Source organism: Maribacter spongiicola (assembly GCF_004364165.1).
Taxonomy (GTDB): Bacteria; Bacteroidota; Bacteroidia; order Flavobacteriales; family Flavobacteriaceae; genus Maribacter; species Maribacter spongiicola.
The window spans coordinates 461,098-484,888 of sequence record NZ_SOAY01000010.1 but is presented as its reverse complement, the minus strand read 5'-3'; the positions used below and the strand labels follow the sequence as shown (position 1 = coordinate 484,888).

12 protein-coding genes and 1 pseudogene are annotated in these 23,791 nt (G+C 34.7%); 8 read left to right on the top strand and 5 right to left on the bottom strand.

Annotation, left to right across the window (positions count from 1 at the left end):
* Positions 1-135: 135 nt before the first annotated feature.
* Positions 136-3,387: a ligand-binding sensor domain-containing protein gene (locus CLV90_RS02715; protein WP_133685980.1), complete on the top strand. Its 3,252-nt coding sequence runs from the start codon at positions 136-138 to the stop codon at positions 3,385-3,387.
* A 39-nt stretch (positions 3,388-3,426) separates the two neighbouring features.
* Here the strand turns inward: CLV90_RS02715 and CLV90_RS02710 are convergent, their stop codons facing one another.
* The 3 genes from CLV90_RS02710 to CLV90_RS02700 all read right to left on the bottom strand — a co-directional run bounded on the left by CLV90_RS02710 (position 3,427) and on the right by CLV90_RS02700 (position 10,598).
* Positions 3,427-3,978: a CopD family protein gene (locus CLV90_RS02710; RefSeq protein ID WP_133685979.1), complete on the bottom strand. Its 552-nt coding sequence runs from the start codon at positions 3,976-3,978 to the stop codon at positions 3,427-3,429.
* A gap of 181 nt (positions 3,979-4,159) precedes the next feature.
* The gene (locus CLV90_RS02705) at positions 4,160-7,285 is read right to left on the bottom strand and encodes a VPS10 domain-containing protein (RefSeq protein WP_133685978.1); all 3,126 of its coding nucleotides are present in this window, start codon (positions 7,283-7,285) and stop codon (positions 4,160-4,162) included.
* 169 nt (positions 7,286-7,454) lie between these two features.
* Positions 7,455-10,598, bottom strand: a complete 3,144-nt coding sequence (locus CLV90_RS02700; protein ID WP_407943368.1) for a WD40/YVTN/BNR-like repeat-containing protein — start codon at positions 10,596-10,598, stop codon at positions 7,455-7,457.
* 274 nt (positions 10,599-10,872) lie between these two features.
* Between CLV90_RS02700 and CLV90_RS02695 the strand changes: the two genes are divergently transcribed.
* Positions 10,873-12,177 (top strand): alpha/beta hydrolase family protein, encoded by a 1,305-nt coding sequence (locus CLV90_RS02695; RefSeq protein ID WP_133685977.1) that lies wholly within the window; start codon positions 10,873-10,875, stop codon positions 12,175-12,177.
* Here the strand turns inward: CLV90_RS02695 and CLV90_RS19175 are convergent.
* A complete protein-coding gene (locus CLV90_RS19175) occupies positions 12,174-12,314 on the bottom strand; it encodes a hypothetical protein (RefSeq protein ID WP_166638524.1) in 141 nt (46 codons plus the stop codon). The two genes, CLV90_RS02695 and CLV90_RS19175, sit on opposite strands and share 4 nt — an antisense overlap.
* 72 nt (positions 12,315-12,386) lie before the next feature.
* A pseudogene (locus CLV90_RS02690) lies at positions 12,387-13,211 on the bottom strand (MATE family efflux transporter); the annotation flags it as partial.
* A gap of 404 nt (positions 13,212-13,615) precedes the next feature.
* Between CLV90_RS02690 and CLV90_RS02685 the strand changes: the two are divergent.
* From CLV90_RS02685 to CLV90_RS02660, 6 genes are all read left to right on the top strand, one after another.
* Positions 13,616-14,356: a hypothetical protein gene (locus CLV90_RS02685; RefSeq protein WP_133685976.1), complete on the top strand. Its 741-nt coding sequence runs from the start codon at positions 13,616-13,618 to the stop codon at positions 14,354-14,356.
* A gap of 3 nt (positions 14,357-14,359) precedes the next feature.
* On the top strand, positions 14,360-16,207 hold the full coding sequence (locus tag CLV90_RS02680; RefSeq protein ID WP_133685975.1) for an ATP-binding protein: 1,848 nt from the start codon (positions 14,360-14,362) through the stop codon (positions 16,205-16,207).
* Positions 16,204-16,827 (top strand): response regulator, encoded by a 624-nt coding sequence (locus tag CLV90_RS02675; protein WP_133685974.1) that lies wholly within the window; start codon positions 16,204-16,206, stop codon positions 16,825-16,827. Before CLV90_RS02680 ends, CLV90_RS02675 begins: the two co-directional genes overlap by 4 nt.
* Positions 16,828-17,106: 279 nt before the next feature.
* A complete protein-coding gene (locus tag CLV90_RS02670) occupies positions 17,107-18,444 on the top strand; it encodes a DUF5723 family protein (protein WP_133685973.1) in 1,338 nt (445 codons plus the stop codon).
* Between the two features lie 276 nt (positions 18,445-18,720).
* Positions 18,721-20,079: a DUF5723 family protein gene (locus tag CLV90_RS02665; protein ID WP_133685972.1), complete on the top strand. Its 1,359-nt coding sequence runs from the start codon at positions 18,721-18,723 to the stop codon at positions 20,077-20,079.
* Between the two features lie 51 nt (positions 20,080-20,130).
* On the top strand, positions 20,131-23,791 hold a 3,661-nt coding region (locus CLV90_RS02660; RefSeq protein WP_166638523.1), incomplete at its 3' end, for a receptor L domain-containing protein.

Sequence of the window (23,791 nt, the reverse complement as noted above, 5' to 3'; positions counted from 1 at the left end):
CAAGTCCAAACTAAAGGTTAGAAACTATTTTATACCTTAAACTAGTTTCTCAAAAAAATAATGTTTGGAAGTAATTTCTTACATTTATTTACGTTAATACTATGTTGTAATTTATTTATTATATCAAATTCAGGCATGCTATATAAGTCACTTTTAACGTTATTCACGATATTCATTGCCCTTTGCACCCCTATAACGCTTCATTCTCAATACGCAGAATCGCTTACATTTCAGCATATTCAAGACGGTATGTCTCAAAGTAGTGCTACCGTTTTCTTAGAGGATAGTTTTGGTTTTATTTGGATAGGCACCAGAAATGGACTTAACAGATATGATGGAAAAGATTTTGAAATCTACACCAAAAGTCTTGATGGTAAAACTGGGCTCAACCATGAATATATTGTGGCATTATATGAAGATGGTCAAAATATTATTATTGGCACAAATGAAGGAATTAGTCTTTATGATCGTAGTTTAAATATTATAACTCCTTACCCGTTAATCAATGAAGGTGAAACTATCAAAAATGAAGTATTTGAGACTATAGCAAAAAGAAATGGCATACTTTGGTTAGGATCGGAATCTAGTGGTCTTTATAGTTACGAAATAGAAACCGGAAAAGTAAAACATTTTTCTCCACCTAATGAAAATATTAAAGTTGAAAACCCACGACTTAACAAAGTTGTTAAAGTTGATGTTTTAGATGACAACCGCATTCTTGCAGTATTCACTTATAATACCCTACTACTAAATTATGAAATGGATATTATTAGTGAAGTATTACAAACAGAAGAGATGGTTACTAGTATAAATTCATCAGAAAATTCTTTTTTAGTAGGATCAGGCAAGGGCTCGCTATTCAAATTGGCCATTGAAAAAAATTCAATTAGTATTACCAAAGAAAAAGATGTTAGTCCAGGTTTTGGGATACGTTCTTTAGAAAAAACGTTAGATAACGAATTGTGGATAGGCACCGAAAATAACGGTTTATATATTTACGATGAAAATCTAGATTTTATAAGACATATTGAGTACAGTGTTACCAAACCTAATTCCATTTCTGGAAATTCTATATGGGCATTGTTATGTACACGAGATGGTACAATGTGGATAGCCCCCTATAAAAGCGGACTAAATATTTATGATAAACAATATTTTAAATTTAAACACATAAATTCTGACCCTTTCAACCCTAAATCGCTTAGTAACAAATTAGTTAATTGCTTTAGCGAAGATGAGAACGGCAACCTTTGGATTGGCACAGATGGCGGAGGAATTGATTACTGGGACCGTTCTTCAGATACATTTGAAAACTATTCACTAACTAACAAAACATTTGCAAGTAATGTGGTTCTATCCATATTACAGACCAAAGATGATGAATTATGGGCGGGCACATGGACAAATGGTATAGCCATTCTCAACACAAAAACTAAAAAAACCAGTGTTCTTACTTCTGAGAATTCATTTTTAAAATCAAATATAATTATTGATCTTTTAAAGGATAAAAAAGAAAGAATTTGGATAGTTAATTACTTTTCAGGAGTTCAAGTGTATGATCCCAAAACAAAAACTCACCAAAATATAATACTCAATTCAGAAGTTGATGGCAGTATAATAAACTCTATATACCAAATTTTTGAAGATAACCAGGGCAATATATGGGTAGGAACATTGAACACTGGTTTATTTAAATTAACAAAAAATAATGGTGAATGGTCAGCTGTTCATTATCATACCAAAAATTCTTTAAGCAATAATTTCATCAATGCCATCATTCAAGATGATGAAGATACTATTTGGGTAGGTACCCAAGGCGGACTTAACAAATATAACCCAGAAACCAATTCATTTTTAGTAATTGCCAAGGCTGATGGTTTAAAAAACGACGCCATTAAAGGTATTATAGATGATCAAAACACCCATTTATGGTTAAGCACCGAAGAAGGTATTATAAGATATAACACCAATACCGGAGAAACAATTAATTATGATGTAGGCGATGGCCTTCAGTCAAAAGAATTTATTGCAAGTTCAACAATAACCACTAAAAAAGGCGAATATATATTTGGTGGCATTAACGGTTTTAATGTTTTTACTGCAAGTGATGTTGAAAAACGAAAAGACACACTTACCCTATTTGTCTCTGGATTGAAACTTTTCAATCAACCAGTTTTACCGAATGATGATTTTGGTATATTAAAAAAAGATATTAGTCAAGTAGACTCTCTAACATTTAACTATGACCAATCTGTAATTAATATAGACTTTAAGGCCCTGACTTTTAGACATCCAGAAAGCGTTAATTATGCTTTTTATCTTGAAGGATTTGAAAAAGACTGGAATTATGTTGGAAACAATCCAACTGCAACATACACAAACTTAAATCCTGGGGAATATATTTTACGAATGAAATCAACCAATTCCGATGGTGTATGGGTCGACAACGAAATAGATCTCTATATTACGGTAACCCCACCTTATTGGCAAACTTGGTGGTTCAAAACATTAATGATTGCGCTTGTTTTAATATTATTCTATATCGCGCAACATATTAAATTACTAAATATTCGAAAAAATCAACGAAGATTAGAGTTAAAAGTCGATGAACGTACCAAAGAATTACAATTTCAGAAAAACAAACTAATAGAAGCAGCAGACAACTTGGCATCTAAAAACGAGGAAATTCAACGATTTACATATGCCGTTTCTCATGATTTAAAAAGTCCGTTAGGTAACATTAGAGGTCTTGCCAGTCTTATACCTTTAGAAGTACCTTTAGAAGACCATCCAGGTCTAGCCGAATACTTGAGCCTTATCGATGTTTCTTGCAACAATATGAACGAATTAATTTCTGATATTACAGAAATTGCCAGACTAGGCAAAATAGACAACAAAAATGAGTTACTAAAAACCAACGAACTATTAGATCTATCAAGAAATTTAATTAAAGGCAAATTGAAACAGCTCAATATAGAGCTTACGATTACTGAAAATATGCCCGATATTTTTGGAGACCGTAATAGAATAATTCAAGTTTTTGGTAATTTCTTAGATAATGCCATTAAGTATATGGGCGACCAAGAAAGCCCCAAAATAATAGTCACATACGAAGATAATGGTGACACGAACAGCTTTATGGTTATCGATAATGGGTCAGGTATGCATGAGGGAGCTCTAAAAAAGCTTTTTACACCTTTCGAACGTTTTCACGATAATGTAAAAGGTACAGGTTTGGGGCTCTATATGGTAAAACAAATAGCGATTTCACATGGCGGTACCATTATCGCAGAATCAGAAGGAGAAGGCAAAGGAGCTACTTTTAAACTAATTCTTCCAAAGGCTAAAATTGCAGCACAAAATGCTAGAAAATCACTTATTTCCTAAATTCCAAAAAATTAGAATCATACCTTAATTTTCAAGTAGTTATGCTTCCGGATTTTTATTTCGAATTCTCTTATATAGTTTTATCCCCAGCATTAAAAGTATACCTAAAACTATAATACCTACCACTCCGAAAATCCAATTAAAGGAGCTTTTCAAAATCACTAAAAACACAATAGCAAATAGAATCAGCGTAGCACCTTCATTCCATATACGCATGAATTTAGAGGTGTATTGAATATCATCTTTTTGAAACTTCTTGAATATTTGATGATTTTTAAGGTGATACAAAATCAGTAACAATACGAAACCTAGTTTTATATGCATCCACGGTTGGGTAAGCCAACCAGGGTAAATAACAAGCAACCAAATGGCAAATAACACTGCCAATACAGCCGATGGCCAAGTGATAATATACCACAACCGTTTGGTCATCAATTTCAATTGCTTAGAAAGAATTTCTTTATCAGGTGATGATTTTTGGTTCGCTTCTATATGGTAAATGAATAATCTAGGAATATAAAAAAGCCCTGCAAACCACGTTATTACGAAGATGAGATGCAGGGATTTTATATAATTGTAATATTCTGTCATAGGCTTATAAAAACAAACTCAAGTTTAAGTGCAAAATTCAAGTTCAAGAGACAAACTCAAGTTCAAGCTCAAATTCAAGCTCAAATTCAAGCACAAAACTAAACTCTCAGTTCTATTTTCTATTTTCTAAACTCTAATCTTAAACTTAGCCCAAAGTTAGCAAAAGCGGACAGAACTTTTCTTATAATCTTATCGCACCAACTCCCGCTTCCCATAACGTTTTATTATAAGCAGGTATAGCAGTGTTGATAAATTGCTTTCCTTTGGCTTTTAAACCGGTCCATTGCGCGTCTAATTCAGCCTTACGATCTTTGCTAGCCTTGTTCAATCTTGGAATACCACTATTCGTCTGATTAATCATAAATATGTACTCGGCAGAAAACTTATTCGGAAAATTCTCTACATCATCATACGCTTGAGACTTACGCTGTACCATATCACCATCCCACGCTTTCATATCTGCAAGTAACTTCCCACCAGCAGCTTTCACGTTAGGATCGGTCACCTTTTTCAACACTTCGGTTAAATCGTTTTGAGCGGTATATAATTGATTGATCATATTGTGCATTTCGGTTAACTCTGCTTCTGCAGTCGTCATAAAAGCATCATATTCTTCGTACTGACCAGGTTTTGTTTCATAGGTAGGCACTTCATTAATTGTACCTGTAGTAGAAACTGTTTGCCCATCAACATTTAATTTAAAAGTATATGTACCAGGAGATACTTTATGTCCGCTGAAACCTGCTTCAATATAAACACCCGGTATACCTGGCATTATCGCATTTTTCAAATCCCATACAAAGCGGTTCAACCCTGTCTTCTTACTCAACACTGGTGCTGGTGGCGCACTACCACCATTATGTGGTTTGTATGTGGGGTCTTTTTCTGAACTAATGGTTCTGATCACCTTTCCTTTAGCATCAGAAACTTCTAAAGTTATAGCCGTACTATCTGCTAATTTTGGGAGCTCATAATATAACACCACCCCGTTAGCAGGGTTAATACCCTCAAAAGTATCGCTACCGGTAAATTTATCAGAATTACCACTCAGTGGGCTACCCCATGAACCATTATAAGCATCTTTTGGTTTTAGAATTTGGAGTCCCGTTTTAGAAGGCTGATACTGCCCAAGAGCAACCACATCATCAAGAATCCAAAAAGAACGACCAGAAGTAGCAACCACCATATCGCCTTTATGCATTTTTAAATCTGTAATAGGTGTTTTCGGTAAATTCAATTGAAAAGGCTCCCAAGATTTACCACCGTTCCAAGATGCATAGATTCCTTTTTCCGTTCCTGCATATAATAGGTCTTTCTTAAATTTATCTTCACGCACTACACGCGTAAAAGCACCATATGGAATACCGGAGTTTATAGCCGTCCAAGTTTTACCGTAGTCGGTTGTTTTGTAAAAACCAGGCGTGTAGTCATTGAACTTATATCTTGTTGTAGCAATGTAAGCCGTTGCAGGGTCATGCGGAGAAACTTCTATGGCATTAATCAAGCATTCTTTTAATCCTTTAGGGGTTACATTTTCCCAAGTTTCGCCTCCGTTTTTGGTCAAGTGTACCAATCCGTCATCACTACCGGTCCAGATATATCCTTTTTCATGCGGAGATTCTAAAATATAAGCCAGTGTACCGTAGTTTTCAGCACCCACAGCTTCGTTCGTATATGGTCCACCACCATTGCCTTGTTTTGCATCGATATCTCGGGTAAGATCATCAGATATTTTATCCCAAGTAAGACCCATATCACGAGTTCTAAATACATATTGCGCTCCGTGATAAAAGGTGCCCAATTCATGTGTAGAAGCAATAATTGGTGCATTCCAGTTAAACAAATACCTCATATCTCTAGCCTGGCGACCTAAATATTGAATTGGCGCCTGCATAATCTGAGTTGCTGCCTTAGACTCCATATCCATTACCTCAACCGTACCCAAATATTGACCTCCCATTACATACCTTGGGTTATCGGGATCAAAGGCTAAAAAGGCACTTTCGCCACCAGCAGAATCTGTCCAGTCCCTAGAGGTAATACTACCGCTACCTGCAGAAAGGCTAGCGATTTTAACTGACCTATTATCTTGCTGACCTCCATAAATATTATAAGGAAACAGATTATCTACACTAATACGGTAAAATTGTGCAGTAGGCATGTTACTTTGTGTTGACCATGTATTACCATAATCAAAAGAAACAGATGCGCCACCATCATCTGCCAAAATCATGTTTTTAGAATTTGCAGGGTTAATCCATAAATCGTGCGTATCGCCATGGGCAACCTCAACATTTTCCCATGTTTTACCGCCATCTTCAGAACGTAGTGCTGGTGCACTTAAAACATAAACGGTATCCTCATCATTAGGATCTACGAAAACCTCAATATAATACCACGCACGTTGCACTAATCGGTTATCTCCACTAACCATTGTCCAAGATCCGCCTGCATCGTTAGAAACGAATAAGCCACCTTTATCGGCATCGGAATCACTTTCTATCAAAGCATAGACTTTGTTGGAATTCGAAGCACTAACAGCTATGGCCATTTTCCCTTTTTCTTCAGGTAGTCCTTTATGTATCTTTTTCCAAGTTTCTCCGGCATCGGTAGACTTATATAGTCCACTACCTTCACCCCCACTGACTACCATATTCGGTTTACGTTGATGTTCCCACATGGCAGCATACATTATTTCAGGATAGCTAGCATCCATAGAAAGTTCAGAAGCTCCGGTAAGATTGTTTACAAACAGTGTGTTTTTCCAAGTCTTACCACCATCTACCGATTTGTAGATTCCGCGTTCAGCATTCCCTTCAAAAAGAGCCCCTTGTGCCGCAACATAGACAATATCAGGATTTGTAGGATGGATGATAATTCGTGAAATATGTTGGGTTTTTTCAAGTCCCATTTTCTTCCATGTTTTACCAGCATCTGTAGATTTATATACTCCGTCTCCGTAAGATGTCATAACCCCACGTGGCGCATGTTCGCCCATACCCACATAAACAATATTCGGATTCGATGCCGATACCGAAACAGCACCAACCGATCCTAATTCAAAAAAGCCATCAGAAATATTCTCCCAGCGTTGCCCTGCAGATTCTGTTTTCCAAACTCCGCCACCGGTTGTACCCATATAGTAGGTCATAGGGTCACCGATAACCCCCGTAGCAGTTACAGAACGCCCACCTCTAAACGGACCAATATTTCTAAATTTTAAAGGTTCAAAATAATCGTTCGCTGTCTGCGCAAAAGTTATGGTGGTTGCCAGTACCGCCATAAAAAAGAGTAGTTGTTTTTTCATTATAGTTTGTTTGGTTGTTGTTTTGGTGTTTAAATGGTCAGTTCGAGTGGTTTTTCTTGGAGTAAAACGTAAAGAAAAATTGTATCGAGAACTATTTGGAACACAAAAGGATTCTCGATACTAATTTTTTCATATTTCAAAAATTCACTCAAAATAACTGTATTGCACTTTACTTACTTTCATCAATGAACAAGTAATTCAAATTCAACTCATTAAAACCTTTATTAAATTCTTGAAGCTCTGATGATATTACGCTATCAAATATTTGAAGCTCTTTATTGATCTTAGCTGTCAATTCGTTCTTTACAGCAACATCTTGCTCCGTAGGCGGGAAATCACCTATAGAAACCAAACTATTTAAATGACCCAATTTATTCGTCAATTTAATAGGGAAATTCAAAGGATCTTGACCACTTCTGTTCTGAGTTTGGTACAATGCTTTTTCTACTTCACCAAGTTTGTCTTTCATGGCTTTTGCCTTTTCTACCAAATCTTTGGTTCTGTCATCATCTTTATACTGTTCAGTAAACGAATTCAGTTGCGCAGTTACGTTTCTAATCTTCTTAATAGATTGATGCGCATGTTCAATGGTTGTATTGATATCAGTAATAAAATCGAACTGCTCTTGCATTTCAGCTACAGAACTTTCTGCTCTTGGGTCTGGTAAAATGGTGAACGTTTTGCTACTATTTGTTCCGTTCACATTTAAATGAACTTTATAATCACCAGGTACTGCTTTTGCACCGTCTAAACTTGCCCACCAGAAAATCATTCCTTCTAGTTTTTCAGCCCCTTTACCGCGTGTATCCCAGACGAAAGTATTCCCGCCTTTTTTAACCTCTAACTTTTTATCTTTTTTCTTAGCCGCAGAACTGTAGTTAGCCAATGTATCGCCAGCCATGCTCGTATACGTCAACTGAACCGTGTCTTTCTCAGAATAGTTTTTCATTAGAAAATGAGTAATTACACCGTTCTCTAAATTCTGTCCTGAAGTTTTAGAAGGTTTTTTAGAAGCCCTACCTTTTGTGCGGTAAGAATCTTTTGGTTTGAACAAAACAGTATTCGCGTTCTTTTTACTGTCATCTAATTGATGAAGCACCGTTAAATCATCAATAATCCACAGACTACGACCTTGTGTAGCTACAATTAAATTATCATCTTTAATCGTTAAATCGGTAATAGGTACAATTGGTAAGTTCATTTGAAAAGGAGACCAACTAGCACCGTCGTTAAAAGAAACATACATACCTGTTTCTGTACCTGCGTATAATAAACCTTTCTTTTTAGGATCTTCACGAACTACCCTTGTAAAATGTTCTGAAGGAATACCGTTCGTTATTTTTGTCCACGTTTTACCGTAATCAGTCGTTTTATATAAGTATGGTTGAAAATCACCTAACTTATATCTAGTAGCGGCTACATAACATGTACCCTCATCAAAATTAGAAGGCTCGATACTGTTTATCATATTCCATTCTGGCATATTTGCAGGCGTAACATTATCCCAAGTAGCACCAGAATCTTTAGAAACATGAATTAATCCGTCATCACTACCTACCCAAAGAATGCCCTCTTTCAACGGACTCTCATTTGCCGTAAAAATGGTACAGTAATATTCAACACTCGTATTATCTTGCGTAATTGGTCCGCCACTAGAACCTAATTTTGTTGGGTCGTTTCTAGTCAAATCTCCACTTAAAACCTCCCAGCTTTGTCCTTCATTTTCGGTAACATGCACGTAGTTAGAAAAAGTGTATAATTTCTTCGGATTATGTCTACTGAACAGAATAGGGAAATTCCATTGAAAACGATATTTCATTGCTTCTGCACCAGCACCCATTGGGTTGTCTGGCCAAACATTTATACCTCTTACAGTACCTGTTTTATGATTTACTCTAGTTAAGAATCCGTCATAACTACCACCATATACTATATCGTTGTCTTTAGGGTCAACGGCTATCCAAGCAGATTCACCACCGGCAGTTTCTTCCCAATTACCATCACCAATACTATTTTCATCACTTCTGTGATCAATACGTAATGTAGAATTATCTTGTTGAGCTACATAAATTCTGTACGGGAAAGAGTTGTCTGTAGTTACTCTATAAAATTGTGCTGTAGGTTGATTGTAGTAGGTACTCCAAGTTTCGCCACCATCATAAGAAATTTGGGCACCACCATCATCGCCAATGATCATACGTTGCGAATCTTCAGGCGAAATCCATAAATCATGATGATCACCATGTGGGGCGTTGAAGGTATTGAATGACTTACCGCCATCGGTAGACTTATGATAATTTACGTTCAGCACATAAACTATATCTTCATCTTGTGTATCGGCATATACTCTAGTGTAATACCAAGCACGTTGGCGAATTTTACGTTCCTCGTTTACAACAGACCATGTTTTACCACCATCTTCTGAGCGGTATAAACCACCTTTTTCTTTATTTTCAACGATTGCCCAAACCTTTTCAGAGTTTTTAGGTGACACAGCTACGCCTATAATACCTAAAGTATCTTTAGGGAAACCTTCATTTTTCGAAATCTCTGTCCAAGTTTCACCGCTGTCCATACTCTTCCAAAGTGCAGAACCGTCGCCACCACTAATTAAGCTGTAAGGCGTACGTTGTGCATGCCATGTAGAAGCATATAAAATTCTTGGATTGTTAGGGTCAAAAGTTAAATCAACAGCACCTGCTTGTTCATTTACAAACAAAACCTGCTTCCAATTCTTACCACCGTCTGTACTTTTATAAATACCACGGTCTTTCGTTGGCTTATAAATATCACCAAGTACGGCAGCGTAAACCGTATTATAATCTGTAGGATGTACGCGAAGTCTTGGTACATGCCTACTATTCTTCAATCCGGCAGAAATCCATGTTTTACCACCATCTTCGGTTTTCCAAACTCCGTAACCAGAAGACACATTACCTCTTAATGTCTTTTCACCACCACCAACGTAGATAACATTCGGGTCGCTTTTAGCAACCTCCACGGCACCAATACTTCCTCCGAAATATCCATCAGATATATTATCCCAAGTACGTCCGCCATCTAGTGTTTTCCAGACTCCGCCACCAGCTGCGCCGAAGTAAAATAAATTAGGTTCACCGGGTACACCAGTAACAGCAGCAGAACGCCCACCACGATAAGGACCTATGGAACGATATTCTAAACTAGAGTATAATTCTTCTGGGTAGGTTGGTGTTGTACTTTGAGATTTACTTCTTCTTTGAGAAAGTAACGCTAATGGCAATAGAAAAAATACCAGCATAAGAATGCCAGCATTGGTAAGATGCTTTTTCATTTTGATAGTTTGATGTTAGTCTTCACTAAAATTAAACATTTTGTTGTGTAAATGTTGATTTTAAGATTTTATTAGCATTTCTAAACAAGCATAATTATCAAATTCAGAATCAGTTATACATTTCAATATTTAATTCTCATTAGTGGTCGATAATTCTATGTATTAAAGAACAAGCAAGAGCAGTATCCTAAGAGAAAATACTTATTCAACATATTAAACAGAAAGTGCTAATTATTTAAAGTATTCATATATTTAAGCCAACAAACTAACAATTATGAAATTTAGAACGCTTTTATTTTCGGCATCGTTAATTGCCTTTCTTTTTAACGGATTGACAATTAATACTGTAAATGCCCAAACCCAAGATTTTTTATACGGAGACCAAATGCCCGATGCACCTGAATTAAGTGCTAGAGGCGAATATAAAGTTGGCGTACAAACCGTAAACCTAGTGAACCCAAATCAAGTTGATATTTTAAACTCAAAAGAAGGCAAAGATCCAACTTACGACAGACCAATTACTATTGAGGTTTGGTATCCTGCAAGTTTAAGTGCTGATGCAAAAACGGTAGTTTATGACGAAGTAATGGGTACAAGAGGAGATTCACTTAGGCCATTAACACCATTTACTTTTAAAGGAAGAGCCTATAGAGGTGCAGAAGCATTGAAAGGCAAGAAATTTCCTTTAGTAGTTGTGTCTCACGGTTATGTAGGTTCTAGATATTTAATGACCTACTTAACAGAGAATTTAGCGTCTAAGGGATACATTGTTGCGGCAATCGACCATACAGATTCTACTTTTAAAGATGCCAACGCGTTTCAAAGCACACTTCTGAACAGACCAAAAGATATTCGTTTTGTTATCAATGAAATGGAAAAATTAGGCGCCAAAGGTTCTAAGAATAAAATCGAAGGATTAGTAGATGCTAACAACACCGCAATTATAGGGTATTCTATGGGAGGCTACGGAGTATTAAATGTTGGCGGAGCCGGATATAGCGCAGGTTTAGGGCAGTTCTTTACAGGTATGACAGGTGGTAGTACTGCAATTTCGGTAAATACAGCAGGTAATGCAGAATATGAAAAATTAGCTGATGCTAGAATTAAGGCCATCGTAGCTTTTGCCCCATGGGGGATGGAACGTGGTGTTTGGGATGCTGAAGGCTTAAAAGGATTAAAAACTCCCACTTTCTTCATTGCCGGAAGCCAAGATGATATTTCAGGCTATGAAAAAGGTATTAAAGCAATATACGAAGGTGCAGTAAATGCAGATAGATATATACTAACGTACCAAAACGCAAGACATAATGTAGCCCCTAACCCACCACCAGCAGAAGCATTAGCACCAGGTTTACATATAGATGAATACTATAGATATGCAGAGCCATCATGGGATCAACGTAAAATAAACAACATAAATCAGCACTTTGTAACTGCATTTATAGGCAAGCATCTTAAAAACCAAGACAACGCTCAATTTTTAGATGTACAAGAAAATTCAAATGAAAAAGACTGGACAGGTTTTAAGCCAAGGTCATCTACCGGAATGGAGTTATTACATGCACAACCAGCTAATTAATATTTAACCTTAGATACTTTAACAGCATTTTCCTTAAGTAGCTTTACATAGGTGTTTTGATTGTTTATCAATTCTTTAAGTTTCCATGCTAATAGAAATATAGCAACGGCAATTAATTGTGATAAGATAAAATTCATAACAGTATTCTTTAGTGTTTCTAAAGCTACTTACGGAAAATGTTTTTTGAGGTTTGTTTTTTTTTAGAAAGATTAAACCAAATTTTTATTGATCTCTTTTCTCAAGTAATACCCAGTAACAATAGTTGCAAGTACATCTGCAATGGGAAAGGAAATCCACACCCCTAATTCGCCAAGATAATTAGGTAGTATTAAAATTAAAGGAATAAAGAAAAAGCCTTGTCGACATAATGTTAATAGCAAAGCTGGTACAGCCTTACCAATTGCCTGAAAGTAAGCAGCACCTATAAGCTGAAGTGCAATAATCGGTGTAGCGGCAAATACCCAGCGCATGGCTGACGGAGTATTTTGCATAACAAAGGCATTCGTAGCAAGTTCTAGCGCAGTCATATCTGGTTTGTTACTTAAAAAGAGTCCCGCTATTTCTGCAGGGAAAATCATGAGTCCCGCGAAAACGATCGTCGCCAAAATTGCGGCATATTTTATAGCGGTATATATAGACTCTTTTACCCTATCATATTTTTGGGCACCGTAATTAAAACCTGCAATTGGCAAGAAGCCTTGCGTAACGCCGAATACCGGAAAAAGAGCGAACATCAACATTCTGCCTATTATAGCGTAAACAGCTACCATAGCCTCACCTCCTAAATCAAAAAGAATATTGTTCATCAACAGATAAATGACACTTACCACTGCTTGGCGAGATAGTGTCACTATACCTAGCGAGCTAATTTCTTTTATAATCGAAAAGTCGATACTGAAATACTGGGCATTCAGTTTTAATTCAGAATTTTTAGACAGAAAAAAATATAAGATATAGCTAAAACAAAGAAAATAACTGATTGTAGTTGCCCATGCAGCACCTGCCATTCCATAGTCAAATACATTATTAAACAAATTGTGATTTGAATTATAAATTGATAAAAGAGAATCGATTTATATAAATAATAATCTCAATCTTATTACAGATACCTTATGAATTAAGAGCAAAGACCATAGTGAATATTGACCAATTTCGTATAATTAGCTTGACAAAACCGCTATCAGTTTTGGCTTAAAATTGGGATTTTTAATGTTGGTTTAAGGTAGATTCATCGCTCCTCTACTTTCTAAAATAGCAAAAACTACTAAAATATTTTGGGGCTTAAGAATATGAAAATTGTAAGACCTTCTATTGAGTAAAATCTTGACTTTTACAGTTTTCCCTCAATTATTCTTACTTTTAGATTACCCGTTAAAGGGTATTTTTTAATGCAATAATTTACGCGAAATTTGAGATTATGACCAAAACACACAAAATAATGAACATTTTAAAAAACATTACCCCTTATGTAATTGCCCTTTGCTTTTCATTTTCAACACTCTTCATAAATGCTCAAGACAGAAAAATGGGCGTTGTAGATGATGCCGTCAAAATGATTGTAAAAAGAGTGGACGGACTAGAAGAATATAGCTCCACAATAGATTTTAATGACAATCGCAAGCAATTATTAATGGCAGGTCAAAACTATCAAACAAATTACGGCATCTATGCTTCTATTAAAATGGGAGAGTCCTCTTTAGGATCAAATTACAAAACCCTTAAAAATGTAGAATTTGAAATTGTCAATTATAAACCCACCTATTTCATTGGCATTGATTCAATTGTTGTAGCTGAAAGTAGAATGAAAAACGGACTTACTTTTAAAATATATACACGTGCCCTAAGCGATACCAATACATATACATTAAATGAAACCACTTTGAAAAACATTCATTTTGAAAATGGCAGTTATTTACATTCAGAAAGATACCTAAACCCTATGTTTCCTAAAAAAGACAGTGCAGGTAATGTGATTTTTGATTCAGACGGTCGTGTAAGTTGTGAACCTGATAATAGGAAGGCTTTTGATTTTGAATTTTTCTATAAGGATGGGCGACATATAGTAAGAAAAGAAGATTATGATCAAGAAAAAGAAAACCCACAAACATATATGAATGAAATCGCTTCTACATTACCAGGAAAAAGATGCTTTCATAGTTTTAACAAAGTCATGTTCTAATAAATGAGTAAAGTAATTAGCCTCTTTCTTTTTTTTGTTGTTTTTAATGTTTGGTCAAACACCATAGAATTAGAAACGTTTTTTTACTTAACAAAATATCAAGATTTTGAAGAAGCAAAGAAAGTAGCTGCTAAATTTGAGGATGAAGAATTAAAAATCGGCCTCATAAACTTGGCCGATATTTTATCTGATAGAACAAGTATAAATTTTGTTTCACTTGATGCAAATGATGCAAATGAGCTTCGATTTGTAAAACTATTGATTCTAGGGTATCAAAACGCATATGCATCCAAACGAAATAGTTTAAAGGCATATAACAATTTTTCTGATGCCCTTAAATTGAGTGAAATTATTGGCAAACCCAATTTAATAAAAGCATCCTTAATTGCTTTATTAGATTTATTTGGTTCTGAAATTTTTATCGGAAGCAAACAATATGAATCTTACTTAGAACGATTTATAGAACTAAAATCTGACAAGACTGATGAAGCCCTAATAATATTGTACAATCTGGTATTTTTCACAAAAGCGGATGACGACATAAATGATATAGATGCCCAGTACTATAACTACATAGAAAAACTAGATTCAATATTTGCGAAATTTCCTAAATCTCATAATTTATTTACTAGATATTATTATGAAAAAGGAATGTATTATAAGATTGAGGAAGATAACGAGAAAGCAGAAGATTTTTTCTTAAAGGCAGACAGTTTAGCTGCTCAGAATTCTGACCTACAATATTTGAGAGTTGTAAATGCTTGGCAGTTAGCGGCCATTAATTACCAGAAGAACGACTTGGAAAAAGCCAAAAGATATTTAAAAGTCTCGCAAAAACTTGCTAGAAAGCTAAGAGATTCATTCTACATCAGTCGTTTAAATTCTTTAATCTTTAAAAAAGAGGGTGTCAATGACTCTGCCTATCATTATTTAAGAAAATCTATAGATATAGAATACCAATTAGGTTATAAAAACAATACTCTAGAGTCTTCCATATTAACCGTTCAAAACCAAACCGATAAACTAAAACTAGACAAACTAGAACTTGATGCCCAAAGTCGAAAAAATCGAAATTGGGCAACTTTTTTAGTGGTGCTTTTAATATTGGGTACGGCCATTGCTTTTTTGGTTTATAGCAATACGAAGCGCAAACAGTTATTAGCAGAACAACAAAAAAGGTTGCAGGAGCAAAAAGTTACTACACTATTAAAAGAACAAGAACTTAGTACTATCGACGCCATGATCGAAGGTCAAGAAAAAGAACGGCAACGTATTGCCAATGATTTACATGATGATTTGGGTGGGCTGATGGCAACTGTTAAATTGCACTTTAACTCATTACATTCTAAAGTCAAAGATGACAAAGATGACATGTATGAAAAAACCAATAATTTACTTGATGAGGCATATCATAAGATAAGAACGATTGCACATGCAAAAAATTCTGGAGTTATTGCAAAACAGGGCCTTTTAAAGGCTATAGAACAAATGGCTGAAAAAGTATCTGTTGCGAATGCTATTTCAATTCAAGTTAAAGATTTTGGTCTTGATAACCGATTAGAGAATAGTTTACAATTGACCCTTTTTAGAATTATACAAGAACTCATCACGAATACTATTAAACATGCTAAAGCAACAAAAGTAAACATCCATTTAACCAATCATGGTGACTCACTAAACATATTAATTGAAGATAATGGTATTGGTTTTGAATCTAATATAGTAATAGCCGCATCAAACGGCATGGGGCTTAAAAGCATTGATAAAAGAATAACCCATTTAGACGGTACTTTACATATAGAATCTGAACCAGGTAAGGGTTCTACAATCATTATTGACATACCCATATGATACGATTAGCCATAGCAGAAGATCATCAGTCCTTAATAGATGGGCTGGAACTTCTTTTAAAATATGAAGAGGAAATAGAAATTGTTGGTACAGCAAATGATGGTGAGGAACTATTAAAAATTGTACAAAAAAAAGAACCAAACGTTATTGTAACTGATATACGCATGCCAAAAATGGATGGTATTCAAGCGACTAGACTTATAAAGAAGGAGTATCCGCATATTAACGTATTAGCTTTTAGCATGTTTGACCAAGATGAAGCCGTAATGCAAATGTTAGATGCGGGTGCTTCTGGTTATATTTTAAAAAATACATCACTTAATGAGGTTTTAAAAGCAATTTTGACTGTTGCCGAAGGAAAAACTTATTTTGATAGTAATATTAATGCAAGCCGCTTGGGTAAAGAAAGTAAAAAATCTAAAAAAGGAGTATTGACCAAACGCCAAAAGGAAATTTTAGCACTCATTGCTCAAGGTAAAACTTCTCGTGAAATTGGCGAAGAATTATTCATAGGCATTCATACGGTTGACACACATCGTAAAAATATGATTCGTATATTAGGTATCAAGGGTAAGGGAGAATTGTTACGCTATGCCCTAGAGAAAAAATATGACTTTTAAACAAAGGCTTATAGGGTTCAACCAAACCATTTACGCAATAAGTCACTTATTTTCTATCTTAATCTTTTTAATACATACTATAATTTTTATTCGCTCTTTAAAATAAGATTAAAGAGCGACTAAGAAAATTACATTTTTGCATAAGCCCATGAATCATAAATATATGGCTTGGGCTTTTTTTATAATAAAATATACCCTCCAAAGGGTATACTCTACTCTAGGATTAACCAATAGATTTGATTTCTTGCATTTTACAGCAAATTTAAAATTAAATTAATCATGAAAAATTCTATTCTAATCATACTACTATTTTCAGCATACATATCATTTTCTCAATCTTATATAGGCTATAATACAGATAATTGCAATGGTCTACATGGAGTACTTTATAACCCAGGTGCACTAGCAGATTCTAGAACCAAAGTGGACATTAACTTGTTTTCAGCAAGTGGTTTGTTAGCAACAGATTATACCTACCTTACTTTAGATAATATAAGTAACATCTTAGGTGATGGAGGTTTTGATGAATTAGATAAAAATCCATCAAATAGCAATGAAATTTTAGCCAATCTTGATATTTTGGGTCCTTCCTTTATGTTTTCCTTGAATGAAAGGAGCAGCTTTGCTTTAATTACAAGAGTACGGCTAGCCAGTAATTTTAATAATATAAATGGAGAATTGTTCCAATCCATCTACGACGGTTTTCCTGTGGATGATTTTAATTTTGAACAAGAGAACTTAGATTTTACCACCCATGCTTGGGCAGAGATTGGCCTTTCTTACGGTCGTGTTTTATTTGAAGATTCAAAAAATCTATTTAAAGGAGGTGTCATCTTAAAATATCTAATTGGTGGCGGTGCTTTGCAAGGAAGTTCAAATTCCTTATCAGGAAACTACACCAACAACAACGATCAGGTTTCCTTAAATGGTGATTTTTCATATGCTATAAGTTATGATGATGAAGATTCTGATAGTTACTTTAATGAATTGTCACCCGGTTTTGGAACCGATATAGGTTTCGTATATGAATATAGGACCAATGAAACCTTAGCTTCTTCAAATGCCAACAACCCAAGAGCTTTTAATCAATATAAATTAAAAATTGGTCTATCAATATTAGATATAGGTAGCATTAACTACAAAAATTCAGCCATTACAGATTATACCATTAATGCCAATTTAGATGCGCGAGACCTAGAAGATGATTTTATTGAGGAGCTTGATAATAACAGTACCGAAACTACAACTACGGCAGACATAAAAATTTCCTTACCGACATCTATGCGTTTAAATATTGACTACAATATTCACAATAAATTTTATATTAATCTCGACTTGAACCAAGGTTTGGTCTCTAAGGATAACTTCTTTAATAATAACCGCTTAAACTTAATCACCTTAACACCAAGATTTGAAACTAGGGTTTTTGGTGCCTACCTTCCTATATCTCATAGCAGCTTGAGCAAAACAAATCTAGGCCTTGGCTTGCGTATTGGACCTCTATTTTTAGGCTCTGGCACCTTATTTTCTAACTTATCAAAAAAAGCAAATGCTGCTAACTTTTACGTTGGTGTAAAAATTCTTGTGTATCATAAAAGAGCTTTGAAGGGGGAATAACTATTTAGACCAAAATGAAATGAAATTAAGTATAATGAAAAATTGTACCGTTAATCTAATATTTTTGTCACAAGACTAAATCTTGCTAACTAAAGAGGTATATTAGAATATCTTTCATATTTCAAAGCACTATGAATTAAAAAATTCAACTATTTAATTTTAAGTACTTTATAATTTTTTATATTGCCCCTTCCTTATCTACCTAATACGTTTCCCCCAACGGTTCTTTAGTAGCTATTGTTCATATTTTTTGAACGGCTATGGAAAATGTATAAGATGAAAATAAAATTATTCTTCCTTTTAATTACCCAATGTTGGTTGTACTCCACTTGGGCACAATCTTTTCCTGGTTTTTCTGGAGATAATTTTAATGGCACCATAGGTTTAATAACGAATCCTGCAAATAGTGCAGATTCGCGTATTAAAATGGACATTAATCTATTTTCAGGAAATTTTACCGGTAGTACAGACTATATCTCGCTCAATCAAAAAAACGTTTTAAGCTTTTTAAATGATTTCAACTTTGAAAATGGCATACCAAGAAATACCGCTAATCAAAATGAAATATTAGCAAATGAAGATTATCTAGGCCCTTCTGTTTTATATATTATTGATAACTTAAATAGTGTTGGTTTTTTCACCAGATTTAGAAGATACCGTAATTATAATGGTGTCAATGGGCAATTATTTGAAAATACGCTACAAAAGAATTTTGAAAATGATTACACTTTTTCCTTAACTAATTTAGATACTTCTGTTCATATGTGGGGAGAAATAGGGTTTTCATATGCTCGAGTACTATTAAATGAAGGCAATCACTTTTTTAAAGTAGGAGCTACTATCAAATATTTATTAGGTGGTGGAAGTGCCCAAAGCGAGTCTACGCAATTGAATGGCAGGTATAATGCCCAACTAGAACAAATTGAACTTGAAGGAAACCTATCCTACGTAACAACTTTTGAAAATGGTGAGCCTCCAAAATTAAATATAAACAGTTTTGGTATCAATGGCGCCTTTGATGTTGGTTTTGTCTATGAATTTAGAACAGATGCCGCACGTTCTATGGCTGCCTATGAAGGAGAAAGGGAAAGAAGTAAATACAAGGTTAGAATAGGAGTTTCACTACTTGATTATGGCCAGATAACTTATAAAGATCAAGGTAGAACAGAATATACAGATTTGAATGGAAGTATTCTTGTTGGTAATTTTGCCAATAGAAACCTAAATGAGATTCTATCACAAGACTTCGAAAGTAATGGTGTTACAAGAGAAGGAGATTTAACAGTAGCATTACCCACCTCTTTACAATTTAATATTGATTATAAGGCCTATAGAGATCTTTATTTAAACATTGAATACAACCAAACTATGGTTGAAAAGGAAGATTCGTTTAATAATAATAGAATTAACCATTTAACTATAACCCCAAGGTTTGAAAGGAAAAATATTGCGGCATTTTTACCTGTTAGCTTTAGCCCTTTAGGGGGCACGGCCATTGGCACAGGTATTAGGGTTGGGCCCATCATGTTAGGCTCAGGCAGTATTTTGTCTAACCTATTTTTAAAAGAACCAAAAAATATTAACTTCTTTGCTGCGCTACGTATTGTAACCCATCACGTGGGTAGAAGACGTTGATGATATTATAAAAAATAACGGTTTAGAACGCTGTTGTTTAAATATTTAAATATGAAAAAGAAATTATCTATTTTATTCTTTCTTGTCACCATACTTTATGGTTATGCACAGGATGAAGTTAGTTTTGTTTCAGATATAAACCCAGGAATAGCAAACAGTAACCCTAGAGAATTTTTAGTTGCTGAGGATTTTCTTTGGTTTATCGCTGATAATGAAAATGGCTTTGTTGGTGCACATAGAATGGACCAACAAGAGAATATACTTGAATTTACTTCCGGTGTTGATGCTTATGGCCTAGAAAGTTTTCAAGGGGCAGAATACGTTATTCTTGGCGATCCATTTGGCCGAGATTTTGGAAGTCTTTACGGATTAAATAGCAGTCCAGCGGGTGGATTGTTATCAAATACAACGATTTGGGGAAAAGAACTCTTCGCATATGGAAATCAACTATATTTTAGTGGCGAAATAGATAATCCTGATGTAAACAACTTCAGATCTGCAAATTTAATTTCATATGACGGCACTAATGCTCAACAAATTCCAAATCCTGTAGGTTTTCCCGTAGGACTTAATTTAGAGCCTAGAGATTTTACATTAGGGTCTGATGGAAAGATTTACTTTATAGGCAATGACACCAACTCTACCTTAGCCATTTATTCTTTTGATGGTATTCAAATAAACTCAGAAGTTGATAATATTTTAATATCTGATTATTATGTAAGTAGTTTAACAAGTTTTAGTAATTATGTCTGCTATTATGACTTTGCTTTCGTGGATTATGACCTAAAATCCTTTAACATTTTAAATAAAGAAAATAACACAATAGGGTCATTTGCGTATAATCCAGAAGCCGGGTTGTATGATTTCAATGATTATATGTATAGTGGTGGGTCAGGTGGGTTAGCTTCATGGAATTCTGATTTTACCTCTAACAATCTCTATGGTGCAACTTACGATTTAAAGAAAATATTAGGCAGTTTTAATAATCAACTTTTACAGTCCTCTACATTCGACAATATTTCTTTTTTTCCTTCTAAATTCTTTGAATGTGGGGATTTCAACACTATCCGCGAACCTGTTAATAATTCAACATCTGATTTTAATCCGCTTACCGGTATTGAATTTAACAACAAATTTTATTTTTCAGCAAATGATGAAAATTCCGCTATTGGTCAAGAGCTGTATTCCTATAGAACCAATTATTATTGTGGTGATATCTTTCTTTCTACCCAACAAGAAGTGGAAGAATTTGGCGCATATAATTATATTGAAATTGATGGACAGGTTTCAATAGGAGGAGATGATATTGTAGATTTAACATCACTAACATCCTGGCAGACTATCTCTGGAGGTCTAATCATTGGTAACAATATAAACCTAAGCAATTTATCCGGCTTAAATAATTTAAATGAGATAGGGTCATTTAATAATGACTATGACATAAGCTTAATTTTAGCGGACAATCAAAATCTAAATGACCTTTCGGCATTTCAAAATCTTACACAAATTGATGGGCTAATTATCGAAAATAATCCTGTCCTTGCTTCGCTTGAAGGCCTTCATAATTTAGTAAGTACAAGAGATTTTTTTGTAATACAAAATAATGATGCTCTTACAGATTTTTCAGGGTTGAGAGGATTGAATGGTAATGGTTTTATAAACGTTTTTGTCATTGAATCGAATGATAATTTGACTAGTTTGAATGGTTTGCAAAATTTCAGTCCTGTAGTACAAACTCTTAGTATTTCCAACAATTTAAAAATAAGAAGTTTAGCACCATTAAGTGGTTTTACCAACGAAATAGGAAATGGAGTCTCTGATTTAATTAACAATTCTAAACTAACTAGTTTTTGTGGAGCATTTGGACTTAGTTCGGAGCCTATGACCATAACTGGCAACGCCCAAAACCCAACACAAGCTGAAATTGTTAGTGCTGGCCCGTGTATTTACACGTCAATACCTGATGATAACTTTGAAGCTTACCTAATTGCCCAAAATATTGACAATGAGCAAATTGCAGATAATCGTATTCTAACTTCTGATGCAACAGATGCCTTATTATTAGACTTATCAGGTTTTGACGTTTCTAATTTCGAAGGATTACAAGCTTTTTCAAATATTACCAGCTTTTCATTAATAAATAACCAAGCCGCTATCGTACAGGAGGTAAATTTTAGCGGCAATTTACTATTAGAAACTCTTACTATTATTAATGCGCCTAATGTACCCTCTATAGATATCTCACAAAATAACTTAATTAATGACTTGGCTATAGTAACTAGAGGTAATTTATTCTCTGAAATTGATTTGGCCGGCAAAAACTCTATTACCACCTTAGAATTGGCAGACAATCAGATTTCAACTATTGACTTAAACGGTACACCTAACCTTACTTATTTAAGTCTTGCGATAAATCCACTTACCCAAATAGATGTTACATCATTATCCGCCTTAGAATCAATTAGCACCTATGAATCTCAAATTACTACTCTAGATGTATCTCAAAATTCGAACTTAACAAGTATAAATAGTGACAATGGAGCTCTTACATCCGTAAATATCAAAAATGGATTCAATAATTTATTGGAATTTGTTGAATTTAATGGAAATCCTGGCCTAAACTGTATTCTAGTAGATGATGTGGCTTTTGCAGAAGGTCAAACCATTAGTGTTACTAATCCTACAGGCACTTGGAATAAAGATAATTCTTCAAGTTATAATGAGGTTTCTTGTAATCCCATAACCGTAGAGTTTTTAGATGATGATATAATAGGAGTAGAAAGTGAGCAAACAGATCAGCAATTTGTTGGGCTTTTAGTTAATGGTACTATAACAAGCAATACTACAGTAACAGTTTCCTTTATTTCCGGTGATGCCATAGCAAGTCCAAACACAAATGCAGATTTTTCTCTTGGCACTAATGGCCAAGTAACAATAGATATACCACTAGGAAATTATGATGGCTTTAGCAACCCTATTTTTCTATCTGGATTCATAGATGATAATGATCCATTCGAAATCATTGATGATGCTATTTATGAAGGTAATGAAAACCTAGTACTAGGAATTACTGACTTTACAGGAGATATAACTGCTGTAGGAACTAGCAGTCAATTACAATATGAAATTATTGACGACGATTATGTACCAAGAATAAGAGTGGTTGATGGTATCGCAAGCGAATCAGCAACAATTGATACTGCCGAGTTTATTTTTGAACTGACCGATGGTCAAGGAAATTTGGTGCCAAATGATTTTTATCAAGATCTCTTTATAGAATACGCAATTACAGGTTCTGCAGTAGAAACAGATGATTATCAAAATCTAGAACAAGTATTGCTGACGGGTGTCAATGCACAGTCAATTTTCATATTTCCAGAAGATGACGAACTTACAGAGCTTACTGAGGATGTAATCTTAACGGTTACTAGAACTGGTGTATTACCTTTTTACCAATTAGGTACAACAGCATCAACAGCCACAGTACAAATTCTAGACAATGAAATACCTGGGTTTACACTTTCAACAATTATTGTGACAACTTCTGAACCTAATAATTCAGATAGTTTTACAGTTGTTTTAAATGCACAACCTGTAAGTGACGTTGTTATAGATATCGCTTCAAACAACACAGCCGAAGCCGTTACAACACCCACTTCCCTAACATTTACCAACGCAAACTGGGATATTCCCCAGACAGTGACCGTAAACG